Source organism: Psychrobacter sp. CoH-33_TS_01 (assembly GCF_058189395.1).
In genome coordinates this window covers 154,632-172,778 of sequence record NZ_JBVGQI010000004.1, presented here as the reverse complement: position 1 = coordinate 172,778, position 18,147 = coordinate 154,632, and the positions used below count along the sequence as shown (strand labels likewise).

Here is an 18,147-nt window from a genome sequence, read left to right as displayed (position 1 = left end):
GATGACTATGCCAACAAGCCCGATAGCCAGTCATAACAAATCAGAGCGACTCTTCATCCTCTATCAGTGTTTGCCAAGGGGCAAAGACCAGGCGCTATCGCTAACAGAGTTGATGAGCACTTATGGGAATGACCCGGCATGTTTTGCCAATGAGCGTAAGAACTTAGAAAACGACCTGATCAGTTTAAAGCATATATTCGAGACTATTTTCTATAGCGAAGCTTTGGTCAGAGTGCCGGCGTGGGAGCAAAATATTAGTGGTAAGACGCCACGGTTTTATATCGAGCCTAACTTTAGTATCGATATCATTAATGAGCAGACGTTGTTTTTTTGGGAGATGCTGAGCAACTATACGGCTAACTATCTACCCGTCTCCATACAAAATACTATTAGCGACAAGTTGTCAGCCATCCGTCGCCATGACCGAGCAGCCTTTGAACAGAGCTCGTTGGGCCAGTGGCATAACTATCTGCTTACCCTACCTAGTATGCTGCAAGCCCCTAAGTTAGATAGCGAGGTACTGGCTAGTATTCATCAAGCTTTATTACAAGGTCGACAGCTTACTATTATCTATTATAAAAAATGGCATGACCTGCCTAAGCAAAGGATAATTTATCCTAAAGGCTTGGTTTTCATCGATAATATGATGTATCTCAGCGGATTTGATCCTGTTGAAGATAATATTGATGATTCGGTGTTATTAGCGAAGCATCGTAACTTTGCGGTCTGTCGTATGGTTACCGCTCAAGTTACTAATGAGCCAATACCGGATTGGGTCGAGCGAGATGTATTTACCTTAAAAAGCTTACAGCGCTTGGGCAAGTTAGAGCTTACGGACAAAACCAAAATCAATTTAGTCTTGCAAGTACAAAAATACGCCTGCGAACATCTCTACGAGCGTCCCTTGTCAGCAGATCAGAAAATCACTGTTATTGAGGACGATTGGCATCAAGTGACGGCCACCGTGGCTAATACGCAGCGCCTGCAAGATTGGCTAGTGAGTATGTCGCAGCTATCAGTGGTAGTAGCGCCAATTGACTTAAAAGAGATCATTCTTGAACGTTTACAGAATGCTTTGGCGTTGTATAAGGATTAACCTAGTCACGCTGCCAGAATAAGCAACGAATAACTGTTATTAAATAATAAGGAGCAGTAAGGATGAGTGCCGTACAAACATTACTAGAGGAAGTTAGTCAAAAAATGAAGGCTTTAGAGACAGCGCAAACACTCTATAGCCGTCAGCTTTCTCCAGATTTTAATACTTTTGATTATATCAATACTGATGAGTTAGGGCTTAGTCGTATCTTAGCGGCTTTGCTCGACCCAAAAGGCAGTCATGCTCAGCAAGCAACCTTTTTAAAGCTATTCGTTGAGCATTGTTTGCCTACTATTTATGCCGAACCTAACTGGCAGTCTCTTATTGAAAACATAGATAAAACTAAAGTTTTTCTTGAACACGTGACTGTGAAAAGTGGTACGCAACGGCGTATGGATATCTATTTAAGCTGTCAGGCGGGTATTGATAGCTATGGTATTTGTATTGAAAATAAACCGTACGCAGCGGATCAGTCTAAACAAATGAGTGATTACGCTGATGAGCTTGAGAATAGATGTCATAAAGCTTGGCACGTCGTCTATCTTAATGAAAACAATGAAATACCCAGTGAATATAGCGTTGATACTAAGACCTTAAACGCTTGGAGAGACGCTAAGCAATATAGCCATCTGCGCTTTAGTGACCTGATTGGTTGGCTGAAGGCTTGCCAAGTGGAATGTCAGAATCATAGCGTTAGCGAATTTCTCGCACAGTTAATCAAATTTATTCAAAAACAGTTTATGGGGATTGAGGATATGAGTAAAGACAATGCCGTTTTAGATATTATCAAAAAAGATTCAGCGACTATTGAGGCCAGTATTCAAGTGTCTAATACGGTAGAGCGGATGAAAAAAGAGCTCATAGCAAAGCTGAAAACAGACTTATTAGTAAAATGTCAAAACACTGACTATAAATTAGATATTAGTTATTTCGGTGAAGGGAAAAGGTACGAGCGAATTAGTTTCATTATTAATGACTATGATAAAGCACAGGTTTGTTTCGAGTTTGATAATGCAAATTTCGACAGACCAATTTTAGGGATTAAGTTCATTTCTGTAGATGAGGCAATATCTTGTCCGCATACAGATAAGATGAAAGAAGTATTAGATACTTTACTACCTAGTAATAAAGTCAGCTCTTCCGCTCTGTGGGCCGCTTATTATTATTTTGAGCCAACAGACTGGAAGGGGTCGAGTGAGGCATGGGTAATGATTAATGAAGACAAAATGGCAGTTAAAATCCTAGCAGAAATGGATAAAGTTTTTAATAAGTTAAAAGATAGTGGCTGTCTTGCCAAATACTAACCAGAAGCATGCAACTTTACGAGTTTAAACTCATTAACCCTAACCAAATAAAGGGATATAAACGATGTCAGTAATCAATAATAGAACTGCCAATTCTATGCCAGAGCCTTGGATGACAGAGTTATGGGAGTGGGCTGATAACTTTGAGGTATCGGCAGAGCAACTACCTCGTAATCCAGAGGAGCTGTTGGCGATTACAGACTTGGATATCCGTGCTAAAAACCTTACTGAGTTACCAGAAAGCATCGGTCAGTTAACCCAATTAAGACGCTTGATGGTCAGTGATAATCAGCTAGAAAAGTTGCCAGATAGTATTGGTCAGCTCAGCAATTTAAAATATTTGGATATTGTGGACAATCCGCTTACCACGCTACCAGAGAGTATTGTGCAGCTAAAAAAACTAGACTATTTGGCTATTGCTGAAGATGAGACTACTGCTAGGTTGGTTGACTTATCTAAAGAGACTACTGATTTCCTACTCGGCTTACCCTTTGGCTGTAAGGGCTTGCATGATCCTAGTAGGTCTAGTGGCAGCAATAGTATTCGGGATTATCTAAGAAAGCAGTTGGCTAGTGACATTGCTATCGTAAGGGAAGACGACTATAAGAAATTACCGACAAACCTAAGCGTAAAGCATCGTGATAAGCCGTTTTGGATAGAGGGTATGCCTCTTACTAGCTTGTATTCACCGACCACCAGTGAGTATGGATTATCAAAATGTGGATTTTTTAATGTAGATGAGGGTTGGGACGAAAAATCGCTGGTCGAACTAAAGGATAAAATCGGAGCAATTTGCTTACTGGGGTTACAAACTACTAAAAAAACCATTGATAATTTTGATGTGATAGATGGGGTAGTGATTTGCCAATCTGATGAAGTAGATCAAGTTGTCGCCCTATATGATGCCATATTAGCTTCTGAGATGACCCATCCCTACAATATCAATGATCTTAAGATACCGTCTTGGTATACACAACCGGCAAGATTTATACAGGTAAGGGCTATAGGCATGCCAGATTCAGAGGCACTAAAAGCTCTAGCTCACCAGTTAATTAAGCAAATTCCCACAGGCTGCATTATCGAAAATATATTATTTTTTTGTGAAGGCCAACGATTCTTATCGCTTATCGAACTTAATGAATTAACCATGATTATCGAGCATATCTGTACAGATAATACAGAGGCTTTTTATGAAATGAAAACGGTTGATGAAACTGACGATTTTTGGATGGGTATGGTCTATGTTGCGAGTTAAAGCATAAATAAATGACTTCAAATATAACCACTAAGCCCCATTAATCTCGCCCTCAGTATTCGCCTCTTTAAAGAAAGCAAACCACAGCCTGCGACCTTCCTCATTGATGCGCCGCACCGTATTAAAATATCTTTGTCTCGCTTGCTCATCGACTAAGGGAGCGGGCAACAAAGGATCAAAAATCACACTACGGATGCCGGCATCTCCCAATATAAATATTTCTCGCAGCGCGACCTCAGGTGGCAGCTCATCCATATGCTGCAACCAGTCAGTGAGCTCCCGCGACATCTTTTCGTAATGGGTTTCGAGCTGCATATCCGACCAAAGCCCTAGCGCTTTAGCTTGTCTATCGTTATCAAAGTCACAGGCGTTAAACACCGCTGCTTCCTGCTCTAACCCCAAATCCAACAGCCGTTTGCGCACCCCCTCAACACCCCCTAATAAATTATTGGGGCGCAGGTACAGGCCTTGTTCGAGTTCACGAAACCCTAATAGCGATAACGCCCGCGCCCGTGCCCGTAAAACTTTGCGATCACTGCGAGGTAGGCCGCCAGTAGCTACCGCTATCCAAGACCCATCTGAGGTGACGGTTCTTTTATCGGCGGTATGCCATAAGGCTACGTCTGCGCCTAACTTTTGGGCTTTAGGTCCCAGTTTATAGTGAGCAGGGCCAATAGCTTCAGCAAGCTCTGCTTGGGTCAACCGTGCCAAAGTCACCCGAATGCTATTAGCAGTCATAGCAAAGATAGAGCCGGCTAGCACCGCTTCAGAAGCGGTTAACGTATTGTTCTCGGCGACGGTTAGCAGGCGTAACAACAGTAGACGAGGGGTCGGTTTATTCATATTACACCTGTTGACGGTATTGGTTTTATTATGTAATACTAAATATTGGAATATAGGAAGTATCATTTAAAATCAGGGAAGATAACCATTATGTCAATTGTAAATCAATTTAATACCCATGAGGTGCACAATCAGCCTTTTGCCTTAACTCCCTACAATGCCTGGGAGACAGATATTGCGCTCAAAGAAGCGGTTATTCGTGAAGGGGCGGCATGGGCAGAAAGCCATTTGCAAGAGTTTGGTGCACTGACTGGCGGGGAGATGATGGCCAGTGGCTGGTTGGCCAACGAGAATAAGCCAAAACTACGCAACTTTGACAGTTACGGTCGCCGCATAGATGAAGTCGAGTTTCATCCGGCCTACCATGATTTGATGCGGGCCGGCGTGAAATACGGGATGAATAATTTTGCTTGGCGTCATGAAGATCAAGACAGTGCGCATGTGGCTCGAGCGGCTATCATGTACCTAGGCTCGCAGCCTGAAGCAGGGTTTGGTTGTCCTATGTCTATGAGCTATGCCGCTATTCCTGCCTTACGACATTCTCCCGTCCTGGCTGAAAAATGGCTGCCGAAGCTACTCTCGCAAGACTATGACCCACGCAGTTTGCCGATGGAAGAAAAAAACGGCTGCACTATGGGTATGGGCATGACAGAGAAGCAAGGCGGCTCAGACTTACGACGTAATACCACTCGAGCTATCCTACAAGACGATGGCACTTATGAAATAGTGGGTCATAAATGGTTTTTCTCAGCGCCGATGTGTGATGCGCATCTGGTCTTGGCGAAATCTGAAAATGGTCTCAGTTGCTTTCTAGTGCCGCGCTTTCGTGCTGATGGCACGCGCAATGCTATCCAAGTGCAGCGCTTAAAAGACAAGTTGGGCGATTGGTCGAATGCCTCTTCAGAGGTGGAGTTTCAAGGGGCGTTTGGCGAGTTAGTAGGTGTCGAAGGCCGCGGGATTCCTACCATTATTGAAATGGTGGCGCTCACCCGTTTGGACTGTATGATTGGCTCCTCAGCACAGATGCGCCAAGCTATCGTGCAAGCTATTCACCACACCAGCCAGCGCGAAGCTTTTGGTAAATTATTAATTGATCAACCTATCATGCGCAACGTTTTGGCAGACTTAGCGTTAGAGTCTGAAGCGGCCTTAGCTTTGACTATGCGCATTGCGCGCGCCGTAGACAGTATAGAAAAAGACCCTCATGAGGCCGCGCTTGCGCGTATTGCCACAGCCATTGGTAAATACTGGATATGCAAACGGACTCCGGTCTTAGTGAATGAGGCGCAGGAATGTTTAGGCGGTATTGGTTACGTAGAAGAGACCATGATGCCGCGTCTCTATAGACAAGCACCGCTGAATTCAATCTGGGAAGGCAGCGGTAACGTTCAGTGTTTAGATGTGCTGCGCGCCCTTAATAAAGAGCCGGAAACTCAGCAGGCTCTGTTTAAGGAACTGCAAAAAGCTGCGGGCAAAAATGCAGATTATGATGCAGAACTTAAGCTACTGGCAGGTCGTTTTGCGGATGTTGCGACCCTAGAATTTCGCAGTCGCTACGTGATTGAGCGCCTAGCGTTGATGCTACAGGCTTCCATCTTATTGCAGACGGAGCATAGCGAAATAGCTCAAGCCTTCTGTAGCTCACGATTGGGCAATGAGCACGGTTTGGCTTTTGGCACTTTAAGCCCTGACGCGCCGATAGATTTACTGATTGCACGGGCGGCTGGCGCTAGCAAAGCTGTTTTATAACAGGAATAATGACAAAGAGTTTAGCATAAGCTTAGAAGTCCATAATCCGCTTCTAAGCTTGCAAAGGCGACTGACGAAAAAATTTCACCATAATCTCGTAAATCTCAGGGTAAGCCGCAATTAGTTTATCGGGAGTCTCAAAAAACACTTCACTGAGCACGGCAAAAAACTCAGCTGGATTGGTAGCACCATAGCGGTCTAGTCCAGATTTAGGATGCTCTTGAAAATCCTCAAAGCCACGCGCCATAGTTTCTGTCCAGCGGGCAGGGTCCATATCAGGTTGCATCGGGGGGAAGCCATTGGCACGACCATTCAACATATCCAGTTTATGGACAAACTCATGAATCACGACATTATGACCATCACGGTTGCCCGCATGCTCGACGTCATCCCAAGATAGAATAACGGGTCCGCGCTGCCAAGCTTCTCCGCTACGGCTTTGGTTTTTCTGATGCACAATACCGTACTCGTCAGTAATGGTACTTTCACTTTTAAAGGCTCGCGGATAGACGATAATAGAGGACCAGCCGTCATACGAGTTCAGACCTATATTTAGAATAGGCAGGCAGGCCTGTAGTGCGATGGTCTGTTTCACATTATCAGTAATGGTAAAGCCCTGCGCACCCGTAAACGACTTATCATGTACGAATAAGGTCGCTAGCTCAAATAAATGCGCTAACTCAGCCTCTGTTAAGCGTTTAAGTATGGGGATTTGCTCAGCGGCTAGCTGCCAGTCCGCGTCAGTAAATTGGCTTTGCTCTAAGATCCGCTGCTCCCGCCAGTCTTTTATAATACCAAACATACTTTATAACCCTTATTTATTCACTTATAAAATCGCTAGAGACTATCTATCTTGGGTGGTATTGGCTGAAAAGACAAGTAACAATTGATAAAGTAGGGCACATAGAAAACAGGGTGTTTTTGTCTTAGTATTAATAGAGCGGCGAGTGGCTTAGAAATCGTTTTGTGTAGATTATAATAAATAGCCTAAGCTGATATCGATAATAGATTTTGGACCGGATAAATTAAACCTGCCAGCCTAATGGTTAAACCGTTATCAGAATAAAGTACTGACTATTTTGAATAGGAGCAGCACTATGAATGCCGCTAAGTTCGAAGACTTTGTACAAGCGCAAAACCTTAGCTATGCACAAGTCGTCAGCGAACTAACGCAAGGTCGTAAACGTTCGCATTGGATGTGGTTCATTTTTCCACAAATTCGAGGGCTAGGGTTTAGTACTATGGCACAGCGCTATGCTTTAGACAGCTTAGAGCAAGCGCAGGACTATCTGCAACACGAAATACTAGGGCCGCGCTTACTACAATGTGCGGAGCTATTATTAGCGCATACTGATAAGACGGCTTTAGAAATCTTTGGCCGTCCCGATAATTTAAAGCTCCACTCTTCATTGACGCTGTTCGCGTTAGCGGCAAAGGAACCTAAAGTGTTTGAGCAACTTTTGCAGCAATTTTACGCTGGAGAATATGACCAACAGACTTTGGCTATTTTAGGTCGCTAAAACAAGATGCTTTAGCATTCTATAGGTTAGGATATAAACGGTGATATAACATCGAGCTATACCTTAGCCATTGCAGTTAGTTAATAGCCTAAGCAAATAAATCCTTTAATCCACCCTATAACTATATTGCTGATTTCATCTTGTAAATTACTTTAAAGCCTGCTGGCAAGCCTGAGCTAAATAAGGATCAACGCTATCCTGTTTTAGTAGCCATTTAAGATAGCCTGCACCATCAGAAGTCGCCGCCAAATCAGCGATAGCCGCCCCTTTATGTTTACCAAAACACATATGAGTGGGGACCCGCGCCATTTGGCTAAACTCATATAAACTCGCCACATCCGCAATGTTATGACCTTGACTGTTAGCAAGGTCGATCAGGCTACCCAGTACCAGCTGCGTGAAATAGATATCTGCGATAGCGGCATGCGCTTGACGGGCTTGCTGGCGGGCAATATCTTTATGGAAATGATAGAGTAGCGCGACCAATTTATGGCTCTCTAAAGTAGGCAATAGGTGACTTACCATAGCTTGAGTGCAGATGAGTTTAGGCGTATGGGTGACGCCGGCATTCTTTAACACCTGCATGTCATAATCAATGTTATGGCCGATGAGATAGTCAACGCTACTGGACAGTTTAAACTCGGTATGCGGGGTCTCGTTCGCCACATCCTCATCACAAATATGCGAGGTGGCCATTGAGCCTAAGCTAATCTCTTTCATAGGATTAAAGCGTTTTGAGCGGGGTTCCTGTAGTACGATTACCTTGCCATTGATGATATCGACAATAGAGTAGGCCGCCTCGGTCATATGTGGGTCAATTAGACCGGTCGTTTCAGTGTCGAGTATATAAGTCGTCATAATAAACCTTTATAGCGCTGAGTGATCACAGGTGTCTTTGCCGTAAAATAGCCTGTATGTGATACCCTCAGTCTTTATTTATGCAAATTTAGTGAAAGGGTTTGTCTGGCTATACAGGGCTATTGTACTGATAAAGCACTGCTTATTACCAATTAAAATATTATAAATAATGCTTATTCTATAAGGGCTGAGCCACTTTTAACGAATTTCCATTGTTAAATAAAATGACTTATTCTCAGCTCTATTATTGACAAGCAATATTTTACACTTACTGCGGTACCTTTTTATGTCTTCTACTCTACCTTCTACACCTTCTACCTCACTACCTCTCCTATATTCCTTCCGTCGCTGTCCTTACGCCATGCGCGCCCGCCTTGGGCTGTTATTTGCCGAGGTGCCCGTAGTACTGCGCGAGATAGTCCTAAAAAATAAACCAGCGCCCATGTTAGCCATTAGCCCGAAAGGTACGGTGCCGGTCTTACAGCTGAGTGAGGGTAGGGTGATTGAAGAAAGCCGCGAGATTATGGAGTGGGCGTTAGCGCAGCAAGACCCTCAGGGATTACTAGACAGCGAGACTTTGTCACAAGCGCAGGCTTTGATTGATAAAAATGACAATGAGTTTAAACATTGGCTAGACCGTTATAAATATGCTGACCGTCATGTTGAGATGAATCAGACAGAGTATCGCCAACAAGGTGAGGTATTTTTACAGGTCTTAGAAGAATTGCTGACGCAGAATGATTATTTACTGGGAGATAAGCCGAGCCTAGCTGATATTGGCATTATGCCGTTTGTGCGTCAATTTGCTCATGTGGATCGCAAGGTGTTTTATGCGCTGCCTTATCCTAACCTACAGCAGTGGCTACAACACTGGTTGGAGCATCCCGTATTTTTACAAGCCATGACCAAGTTTATCCCTTGGCAGGAGGGCGATTATTTGGTGGTTTTTCCATAAAAACACCAACCTGTCGAACTAGCGTAATTTGATTCTCAATCAATATGTTATGATAATATCGTTTTGCAAATCATCCTTTATTATAATGCGGCTTACTGCAGCCCTAGTACCTAACCTTATTAGAGGGTACTTATCACGCCAGCAGTAAATGTCTGTCCGCTACACTAACGTAAGGCTAATAATAATGACCTCAGTAATTAGAGTCGCCATCGCCGGTTATGGCAACCTCGGTCGCGGTGCCCAAGCCGCTATTAAACAAAGTCCAGATATGGAGTTGGTAGGTGTCTTCAGTCGCCGTGATCCCGCCACCGTTACCCTAATCGATACCAGCGTACCTGTATATGCTATGGACGATATTGCCCAATATAAAGATGACATCGACGTGTTGATCTTATGTGGGGGCTCCAAGTCTGACTTGCCCGAGCAGGGTCCAGCGTTTGCCGGCTTGTTTAACATCGTCGATAGCTTTGATACCCATGCCAAGATTCCTGAATACTTTGCTGCTCTTGATGCCCCTGCCAAGCAAGCGGGCAAAGTGGCTATGCTGTCTGTAGGCTGGGATCCTGGGTTGTTTTCTATCAACCGTCTCTATGGCGAAGCTATTTTACCCGTTGGTGAGACCTATACTTTTTGGGGTAAAGGCTTAAGCCAAGGGCACTCAGATGCGGTACGCCGTGTGGAAGGGGTGAAGTCAGGGGTACAATATACGCTACCCTCAGAGTCGGCTATGGCACGCGTACGTAATGGCGAGCAGCCCACGTTGAGCACGCGCGAGAAACACACTCGTGAATGCTATATCGTATTGGCAGACGGTGCCGACGCAGAGACTGTGCGCAATACTATCGTGACCATGCCTGATTACTTTGCCGACTACGACACTACTGTCAACTTCATTGACCAAGCCACTTTTGAGCGTGAGCATCGTAGTATGCCTCACGGTGGTTTTGTCATTCGTAGTGGGGTGAGTGGTCTGGAAGATCAGCAGAACGATCAGGTAATCGAGTTTTCATTAAAGCTCGGCAGCAATCCTGAATTTACCGCTAGCGTCCTTGTCGCCTATGCTCGTGCTACTTATAAAATGAATATGGCGGGCGAGACTGGGGCGAAAACCGTCCTGGATGTGGCGCCTGGTTTATTGTCGCCTAAGTCCCCTGCGCAGCTGCGTAAAGAGCTGCTATAAAAGCTAGCTCTATAATAGAAGCTAGTTATAAGCTGCAAGTAAAAAGCACCCAGTCCTTATGACTCGGTGCTTTTCTTGGTACAAATTAATGCCAATAAAAAATCCAATGCCAAACGCTTACTATAAACGTCTAACATTAGATTAATTCTAGCAATCATCTAAATCAATGATTTACACAGCCAAATTAGCCTTGTAGCAAGTCAATCATGCTCTGATACTTGTCTTTCTTATCAGAAATTTTCTTACGCTCATCATCGCTATTCGCATCTGAATCTTTCGACTCTTCTGCTTGCTTATCAAAAGCTTGCAGTTCAGTTTCGACACCATCTAGCAGTCTTTTAAGCATAAGACCAACCGCTTTTTCAGACACATTATCAGTTAGGCTAGCCGCTTCAGAGGCCACATCATCTTTAAGCTTCGCAGCCCACTGGTAGATGTTGGCTATAGTAGCGCTATGCTTGTCTTCTTTATTTTCTTTGTCTGAATCTGATTTTGATTCTGACTTCTCTTTGCTATCACCGTCATCATCATCTTTTTCAGCAGACTCTGACTTAGACTTATCTTCTTTATCCGAGATAAAGTCATCTTTGAGTTTGGTAGCCCACTGATATAGATTGGCTATGATAGTACCTTGCTTATCTTGTGCATTGCCGTCTTCATCTTTATCAGCGTCACTGTCTTTATCAGAATCGTCTTTTTCTGCTTTAGACGCTTTATCTTCTTTAGACTTAGAATCTTTATCTGAACTGTCTTCTTTATCTGACTTAGAATCCTTATCAGCTTTTTCTTCTTTGTCTGATTTAGACGCTTTATCAGCTTGCTCATCTTTATCAGACTTTGCGGCTGTATCGTCTTTTTTCTCTTTACCTGACTTAGACTCGCCATCAGCGTCGTAATCTTTATCGGCATTATAATCTTCAAAATCACCGTCTTCGTAGACTACGGTATCGCCTTTTACCACTTCTACTGCAGTTACCGCTTTGTTTTTAGAAGTGTCAGTTGCATTGTCTGACTTATCTTTATTGCTGGTATTGTTTGACATAATTTATAGCCCTCATTTTAGTATTAAATATTTTGTATTAGGTAAAATTTATTCACACTTAAGGTTAGCTCAGCACCGAGTGACATTCAGTAGCTTAATGTAAATTGGTTTGGTCTAATTGTGAACAGCGTTACCGAAGTAACTTCTTGGTGTATAGAGATGCTTAATTGATGGCTAAAAATATTGAATATTAATTGTATTTTGTTAAGGAGGACTAGGGAGAGGGTGGTTAAAGCTAAAATCATACATATGAATGTGATTGTGCCTGTTCGAATGGTAATATTAAGCTTATAATGAGTCAGACAAATACGCGCCCATCGAGACTGCGGTTTTATTATAATAATCCTATAGCTTATAAAACGCTGATTAGTTTAAGAAAACGATTTTTCAGATTTTCGAATGAATCGTCTTTCAAGCGGTCAAGGAGGATACGCTCAACGTTTAGGTTAGACGTCTTATTGCGGTCTGAGTGCTAGAGGCATTCAATATTGATCATGTCTTGATGCTAGACTCATAATCTAAGCGCTTTAATACCATATCGACCTCATCCCTTATGTTCGCTAAGAGCATGAGTGCATCTTGCATTGCATAAAATAAGTGCTGCTACAGCCTTTGTTAATTGTATGAATTAGTGAATATTTTGCTTCTATTCTTTATTTCTGGCATGGTGCGAGTACAATATGGTGTTTACTTTATCATCCTCAAAACTCTCTAAAAATAGCTCTAATAGATATCCCCTCTGAAGTGTGCGGTATTAAACACTAAGGTAAGATATCAGTTATGCAACCCACTTTTCTTTACACCACCACAAGTCTTATTAAGTAGATTCTATTATGCCAAACGAACGTCCCTTATATATCCCTTTTGCTGGTCCCATATTATTAGAAATGCCGTTGTTAAATAAAGGCAGCGCTTTTACCTCAGAAGAGCGAGATAGCTTTAACTTGGCGGGGTTATTGCCGCACAACATCGAGACCATCGAAGAGCAATCGTTACGCGCTTATCACCAGCTGAGCTCCTTTACCAGTGATATGGATAAGCACATCTATTTGCGTAATATTCAAGATACCAATGAGACTTTGTTTCATCACTTGATTGAGCAGCATATTGAAGAAGTTATGCCGCTTATATATACCCCTACGGTCGGGCAGGCATGTGAGCAATTCTCCAAAATTTATCGCCGTAAGCGTGGTTTATTTATCTCATATCCTGAGCGTCATAAAATTGATGATATTCTGCAAAACGCTACTAAACAAAAGGTAAGAGTCATCGTAGTTACCGATGGTGAGCGTATCTTAGGTTTAGGCGACCAAGGGATTGGCGGTATGGGTATCCCTATTGGTAAATTGTCTTTATACACCGCTTGTGGCGGCATTAGCCCAGCCTATTGCCTACCGATTTTATTAGATGTCGGTACCAATAATCAGCAGTTACTCGACGATCCTATGTACATGGGCTGGAGAAATCCGCGCATCTCTGGTGATGAATACAACGAATTTGTAGACTTATTTATTCAAGGGGTTAAACGTCGCTGGCCTGAAGCGTTACTACAATTTGAAGATTTTGCTCAAGAAAACGCAACCCCACTGTTGAACAGATACCGTGATCAGATCTGTTGCTTTAACGATGATATTCAAGGCACGGCTGCGGTTTCAGTGGGCACCTTGATTGCGGCATGTTTGAATAAAGGTGAAAAACTGAGCCAACAAAGAATAGCCTTTTTAGGAGCAGGGTCTGCGGGCTGTGGTATTGCCGAGCACATTATTCGCCAAATGCAGCGGGAAGGGTTGAGTGAAGAGCAGGCGCGCAGTCAAGTGTTTATGGTGGATCGTTATGGCCTACTGACCGACCAGATGACCGAGCTACAAAAGTTCCAGACGCCGCTAGTGCAAAAAGAGGCCGCTATTGCGCATTGGGATAAGAGTCAAAAGCTTGGGTTAGCGCAAGTGGTCAAACAAGGTAAGGTCACCGTCTTGTTTGGCGTGAGCGGACAAAAAGGGCTATTCACCCAGGAAGTCATCGAAACTTTATGTGCGAATACGGAACATCCTATTGTGTTGCCGCTGTCCAACCCGACCTCTCGTGTCGAAGCCACGCCGCAAGAAGTGACCAACTGGAGTAAAGGTAAAGCGATTATTGCTACGGGCAGTCCTTTTCCTAATACCACTTTTGCTGGTCAGACTTTCGAAGTTTCTCAGTGTAATAACAGCTATATATTCCCTGGTATTGGCCTAGGTGTTTTGGCCTCACGAGCAAAAAGCATCAGCGATAATATGCTTATGGCGGCCAGCCAAGCCTTAGCAGATATCTCTATGGAATATGAAAAGGCACCTGGCGCTATCTTACCGCCGATTAGAGTTATTAGAGAAATCAGTGAAAAGATAGCTTATGCCGTAGCTTTTCAAGCAGTTGAAGACAAATTAGCTTTACCGATAACGGCCGAAAATTTAGAACGTCGCCTAAAAGCTAATTTCTGGTTGCCGCAATACCGCAATTATCGTCGCACTTCATTCTAATGACTAGCTAGAAAAGTCCCGTAAAAATAAAAGCCTCTTAAAGCTGTGATTGTCATGGTTTTGAGGGGCTTTTTTATATTTAAAACCCGATTTGATAATAATAAAGACACAAAGCTTGTGAAGACCTTCGCCATTGTAATAAAATGGCATCCCTAATAATCCCCTGTGTTTTGTTAGATAGCCTTTCTATAATGCGTCACCGATAGAGCCTCTATCCATAAAAATTACCATGTCAAACAGGTGGTAATACGATGACCTTATTATGCCTACTAAGCGTCACAAAATTGTTCTCCCATCCTCGGTGACGATGCGCTTCGGCATGCTGCTCGCATTTTTTGCTTGGATCATGCATATTGTCCCTTTGTTAACTCCACTGTGGGATGAGAATGCCACTTTAGGTCATGGGGTGTGTATTCAGCTGGCGCCCATCGTAGCAGTAGCGCAACAGCATGAGCAGATAGCCGCTGACATTACCCACAGCCACGACAATCTAGCGAATGATGCGGCAGATCACCATTTACATCATCATAAAGCCCCCCGTTCTCTAGCAGCTGATTCTCTAGGTAATAGCTCTCTAGCAACTAACTCTATAATACCTGCCGCTCTAGCACTGCCTCCAACCGTTCAGCCCATAGTCGTCGTCGATGCAAAATCTTCCTCAGAAGTAGCGCATAGCGGGCACGATGTTGGTAATACTGATCCAGATTCGCTACAACATATCAGCTGTGACCTTTGTCTCTCCATGTCTGCAGTTATGGTGCCAGAATTTTTTGCACCTCCTGAAGCAGAATGGATTGAGTTATCTGCCCCATTAGCCCTTTTTTCACCCTACACCAATAGCTACTATTCTAGTAGCTTTTTACGACCCCTCGTCCGCGCCCCTCCAACCGCCATCCTCACATAAGCAGTTAGGGTTGATAGCCATCCATTGCTCATCACCCTGCACAGTTATAGCCCAATATTTATCAAGTATGGCCGACATGCTATTAATCGATGAGCTGGTTTTCTGCTCTGATTATTATGTTGGTGTGGCTACGCTTGCCTAAAATATTGTGCTGACAGTGCGCTCTATTTATGTCAGAAAATATTCAGTAAGTACCTAGGGCGTGTCCTCAATTAACAACACTAGCGTGTAATGGACTAAAACTGGCTATATTTTCGTCACTCTGCGAAAATTTCTAGAAAATATGCTCATATTCTCTGCAAAAATTCCATGGACTGACAAAAATCTATCTCACTTTTAGCCTCATGATTCAATTGAGGACACACCCTAATCTGGGCAGATAAATTGCTCGGATTGCACTGTGGTACAGAAAACTGAAGGTCTGATCTTATTCACGCTATGTTTTAGGAGTCATTTTTATGACTATGGCATTGTTAATTGCAGCCTTGTTAATGGGTTTTTTTGGGTCACCGCATTGTTTGGGGATGTGTGGGGGGATTGTCGCCGCGTTTGGACTATCTATGAAAGACATCAGCCCAGCGAAAAAGCGTGGTCTTATTGCCACCTATCATCTAGGTCGCTTACTCAGTTATGCGCTATTAGGGTTAATTGCCGGTTTGATCGGCACCACCGTATTGCAGCCATTGATGGTGGGGAATAGTACGCCGCGCATCTTGCTTGGGTTAGTGTTGGTTTTTGTGGGGCTGACTATGCTTGGTCTGCCTTTTTTAAACAAGCTGGAGCGTCTTGGTATGCGCTTTTGGCAAACCTTAGCGCCGCTACGTAAAAAAGTATTTCCTTTAGATACCGTGCCCAAAGCCTTAGCAGCAGGATTGCTATGGGGCTTTTTACCCTGTGGGCTGGTATACGGTGCGTTACTAATCGCCGTAGTCGGTCATCAGCCACTAACGGGTGCTGTTTTAATGTTTGCTTTCGGGCTTGGCACTGTACCCATGCTGGTGGCTACTCACGAAACCGTCAATTGGATACGGCATCACATTAGTCGGCTGCGTCTACGCCAATTAAATGGCGCAATTATGATGATATCTGGACTCGCCGTCGTCGCTGTGCCTATGGTCATGGCCAATATGCATGGAGATATGGATCATGGAAATATGAGCCACGAATCAATGAATCACGAGCCAATGAGTCATGAACAGATGAATCATGAGTCAATGAACCACGAACAAATGCACCATGAGCAATAAAAGACACCTCTTAGCTAGGTAGTATTCAATAACTTAAAAGCTTCCAACAACTTCAAAGCTTCTGTTCTTAATATCGTTTCAATAGCGTGGCAGGTTGCAGAACGCAATATTTTTAGTACGCCAGCTGATGACTGTCGATTTAAGAACAGGGCGGTATGATTAATAACTATAGAGGATTTATTGATGAGTGCAAGCAAGCAAAAACTACAGAACCGTCAGCATTACTTTACCGTATGGCGTTGGCATTTTTATTCAGGTATTTTTATAGCACCTTTTCTGATTATTCTTGCCTGTAGCGCCCTGGGTATGTTGCTGATGGCTAATACGACGGGCCGCGAAAATGATCGTTTGACCATCACCCCGCAGTCCACGGTACAAGCTCCCGTGTCTACTCAAGCCAAAGCTGCGCTAGCCACGCTTCCTGAGAGCACGCTGGTGAAATATATTGCGCCTCGCGACACAGATACAGTGGCCTTGTTTCAGGTGCAATCAGACAGTCAAAACAACATGGTGGCGGTTAATCCATACACCGCTGACATTGTGCAAAGCATACCGACGGACAGTAATTTATATCATACTTTCAATAATATACACGCAGACTTACTGCTGGGGAAAGTGGGTGATTATATTCAAGAAACCACCGCTTCTTTGACTATCCTGATGATTTTGACAGGTTGGTATTTATGGTGGAAAAAACGCAGGTCTGTCAAAGCCATGCTAGTCCCTGATAATGGTACCAGCCTCAAGCAGAAAAGGTCATTTTTTCGCACTATTCACGCCACACTAGGCAGCTGGATATCTATTCTGCTGTTATTTTTCTGTATCTCAGGAATGGCATGGGCAGGGATTTGGGGCGAAAAAGTGGTGCAGGCATGGAGTCAGTTTCCTGCGGGCAAATGGGGTGTGGCGCCCATGCCTATGTCCGTTGACCCCAAGCACCCACATGCGGCTATGGATATGAGCGCGGCGAAACCTCATGTACATGGTGCTCATAGTGGACCCACCCATGGCAGCGCCTTGAACAGTGGTAAAACCAAAGAAGTGCCTTGGGTGCTTGAGCTAACCCCAATGCCTATGTCGGGCACAACTAAAGGTAAAGAGGGCATCTCAGCCAATATACCTATCAATGTAGATACGGTAAATCAGTACGCCCGTGAGATAGGGTTTACAGGCCGTTATAGTATGAATGTCCCGCAAGACGACACAGGCGTGTGGACGCTCAGTCAAGACTCTATGAGCTACGATATGAATAGTCCAACCGCTGACCGAACCGTACATATTGACCGCTACTCGGGTAAGGTTTTGGCAGATATTCGTTTTGATGATTACAATGCCTTTGGCAAATTTATGGCAGCCGGTATCGCCATACATATGGGCACGCTTGGGTTATGGAGTGTGGTGGCCAACGTACTGTTTTGCCTAGCCGTTATTGCCATTTGCATCAGTGGTTATCTGATGTGGTGGCAACGTCGACCCAGTGCTGAAGAAGTCGCAGGCCTTAACCCACCAGCACGCGGCATCAAGAGGTCTATACCCGTGTGGTTTATGATGGTATTACTGGTGGTTGCTGTTATCTTTCCCACCGCAATCATCGCCATAATCAGCATCGCTTTATTGGATATACTGATCATTTCACGGTTTGCTATTTTTGAGAAGTTATTGAAATAAGAGCAGTTAT

At 43.9% G+C, this 18,147-nt stretch carries 15 protein-coding genes; 11 read left to right on the top strand and 4 right to left on the bottom strand.

Annotated elements, in window-relative coordinates; translation table 11 throughout:
• The first annotated feature begins 1 nt into the window (after position 1).
• The 3 genes from ACZ2XM_RS08580 (at position 2) to ACZ2XM_RS08570 (ending at position 3,655) form a co-directional block, all read left to right on the top strand.
• Complete coding sequence (locus ACZ2XM_RS08580; RefSeq protein ID WP_490610530.1) at positions 2-1,096, top strand: helix-turn-helix transcriptional regulator; 1,095 nt, start codon at positions 2-4, stop codon at positions 1,094-1,096.
• Positions 1,097-1,158: 62 nt separating this feature from the next.
• Positions 1,159-2,400 (top strand): PDDEXK-like family protein, encoded by a 1,242-nt coding sequence (locus tag ACZ2XM_RS08575; RefSeq protein WP_490589543.1) that lies wholly within the window; start codon positions 1,159-1,161, stop codon positions 2,398-2,400.
• A gap of 64 nt (positions 2,401-2,464) precedes the next feature.
• Positions 2,465-3,655: a leucine-rich repeat domain-containing protein gene (locus ACZ2XM_RS08570; RefSeq protein WP_490589544.1), complete on the top strand. Its 1,191-nt coding sequence runs from the start codon at positions 2,465-2,467 to the stop codon at positions 3,653-3,655.
• A 30-nt stretch (positions 3,656-3,685) separates the two neighbouring features.
• Here the strand turns inward: ACZ2XM_RS08570 and ACZ2XM_RS08565 are convergent, their stop codons facing one another.
• Positions 3,686-4,498 (bottom strand): PaaX family transcriptional regulator, encoded by an 813-nt coding sequence (locus ACZ2XM_RS08565; RefSeq protein ID WP_490589545.1) that lies wholly within the window; start codon positions 4,496-4,498, stop codon positions 3,686-3,688.
• A 90-nt stretch (positions 4,499-4,588) separates the two neighbouring features.
• Between ACZ2XM_RS08565 and ACZ2XM_RS08560 the strand changes: the two genes are divergently transcribed.
• On the top strand, positions 4,589-6,247 hold the full coding sequence (locus tag ACZ2XM_RS08560) for an isovaleryl-CoA dehydrogenase (protein WP_490589546.1): 1,659 nt from the start codon (positions 4,589-4,591) through the stop codon (positions 6,245-6,247).
• A gap of 52 nt (positions 6,248-6,299) precedes the next feature.
• Here the strand turns inward: ACZ2XM_RS08560 and ACZ2XM_RS08555 are convergent, their stop codons facing one another.
• The gene (locus ACZ2XM_RS08555) at positions 6,300-7,049 is read right to left on the bottom strand and encodes a M90 family metallopeptidase (RefSeq protein ID WP_490589547.1); all 750 of its coding nucleotides are present in this window, start codon (positions 7,047-7,049) and stop codon (positions 6,300-6,302) included.
• 295 nt (positions 7,050-7,344) lie between these two features.
• On the opposite strand from ACZ2XM_RS08555, the gene ACZ2XM_RS08550 reads away from it, so the two are divergent.
• Complete coding sequence (locus ACZ2XM_RS08550) at positions 7,345-7,767, top strand: DUF1810 domain-containing protein (protein ID WP_490589548.1); 423 nt, start codon at positions 7,345-7,347, stop codon at positions 7,765-7,767.
• Between the two features lie 147 nt (positions 7,768-7,914).
• Here ACZ2XM_RS08550 and ACZ2XM_RS08545 read toward each other — a convergent pair whose 3' ends face one another.
• Positions 7,915-8,625 carry a 3'-5' exonuclease gene (locus tag ACZ2XM_RS08545; protein ID WP_490589549.1) on the bottom strand — a complete coding sequence of 237 codons (711 nt, stop codon included), beginning with the start codon at positions 8,623-8,625 and terminating at the stop codon, positions 7,915-7,917.
• 286 nt (positions 8,626-8,911) lie between these two features.
• On the opposite strand from ACZ2XM_RS08545, the gene ACZ2XM_RS08540 reads away from it, so the two are divergent.
• Positions 8,912-9,580: a glutathione S-transferase gene (locus tag ACZ2XM_RS08540; protein WP_490589550.1), complete on the top strand. Its 669-nt coding sequence runs from the start codon at positions 8,912-8,914 to the stop codon at positions 9,578-9,580.
• A 184-nt stretch (positions 9,581-9,764) separates the two neighbouring features.
• Entirely contained in the window at positions 9,765-10,760 is a 996-nt protein-coding gene (locus ACZ2XM_RS08535; RefSeq protein WP_490589551.1) for a diaminopimelate dehydrogenase, read from the top strand.
• A gap of 184 nt (positions 10,761-10,944) precedes the next feature.
• On the opposite strand, the gene ACZ2XM_RS08530 is transcribed toward ACZ2XM_RS08535, so the two are convergent.
• Positions 10,945-11,802, bottom strand: a complete 858-nt coding sequence (locus ACZ2XM_RS08530; RefSeq protein ID WP_490589552.1) for a hypothetical protein — start codon at positions 11,800-11,802, stop codon at positions 10,945-10,947.
• 833 nt (positions 11,803-12,635) lie between these two features.
• On the opposite strand from ACZ2XM_RS08530, the gene ACZ2XM_RS08525 reads away from it, so the two are divergent.
• The 4 genes from ACZ2XM_RS08525 to ACZ2XM_RS08510 all read left to right on the top strand — a co-directional run bounded on the left by ACZ2XM_RS08525 (position 12,636) and on the right by ACZ2XM_RS08510 (position 18,137).
• Positions 12,636-14,318, top strand: coding sequence for an NAD-dependent malic enzyme (locus tag ACZ2XM_RS08525; protein ID WP_490589553.1), 1,683 nt, complete (start codon positions 12,636-12,638; stop codon positions 14,316-14,318).
• 262 nt (positions 14,319-14,580) lie between these two features.
• Positions 14,581-15,222: a hypothetical protein gene (locus ACZ2XM_RS08520; RefSeq protein ID WP_490589554.1), complete on the top strand. Its 642-nt coding sequence runs from the start codon at positions 14,581-14,583 to the stop codon at positions 15,220-15,222.
• A 458-nt stretch (positions 15,223-15,680) separates the two neighbouring features.
• A complete protein-coding gene (locus tag ACZ2XM_RS08515; protein WP_490589353.1) occupies positions 15,681-16,469 on the top strand; it encodes a sulfite exporter TauE/SafE family protein in 789 nt (262 codons plus the stop codon).
• 183 nt (positions 16,470-16,652) lie between these two features.
• The gene (locus ACZ2XM_RS08510; protein WP_490589354.1) at positions 16,653-18,137 is read left to right on the top strand and encodes a PepSY-associated TM helix domain-containing protein; all 1,485 of its coding nucleotides are present in this window, start codon (positions 16,653-16,655) and stop codon (positions 18,135-18,137) included.
• Positions 18,138-18,147 lie beyond the last annotated feature (10 nt).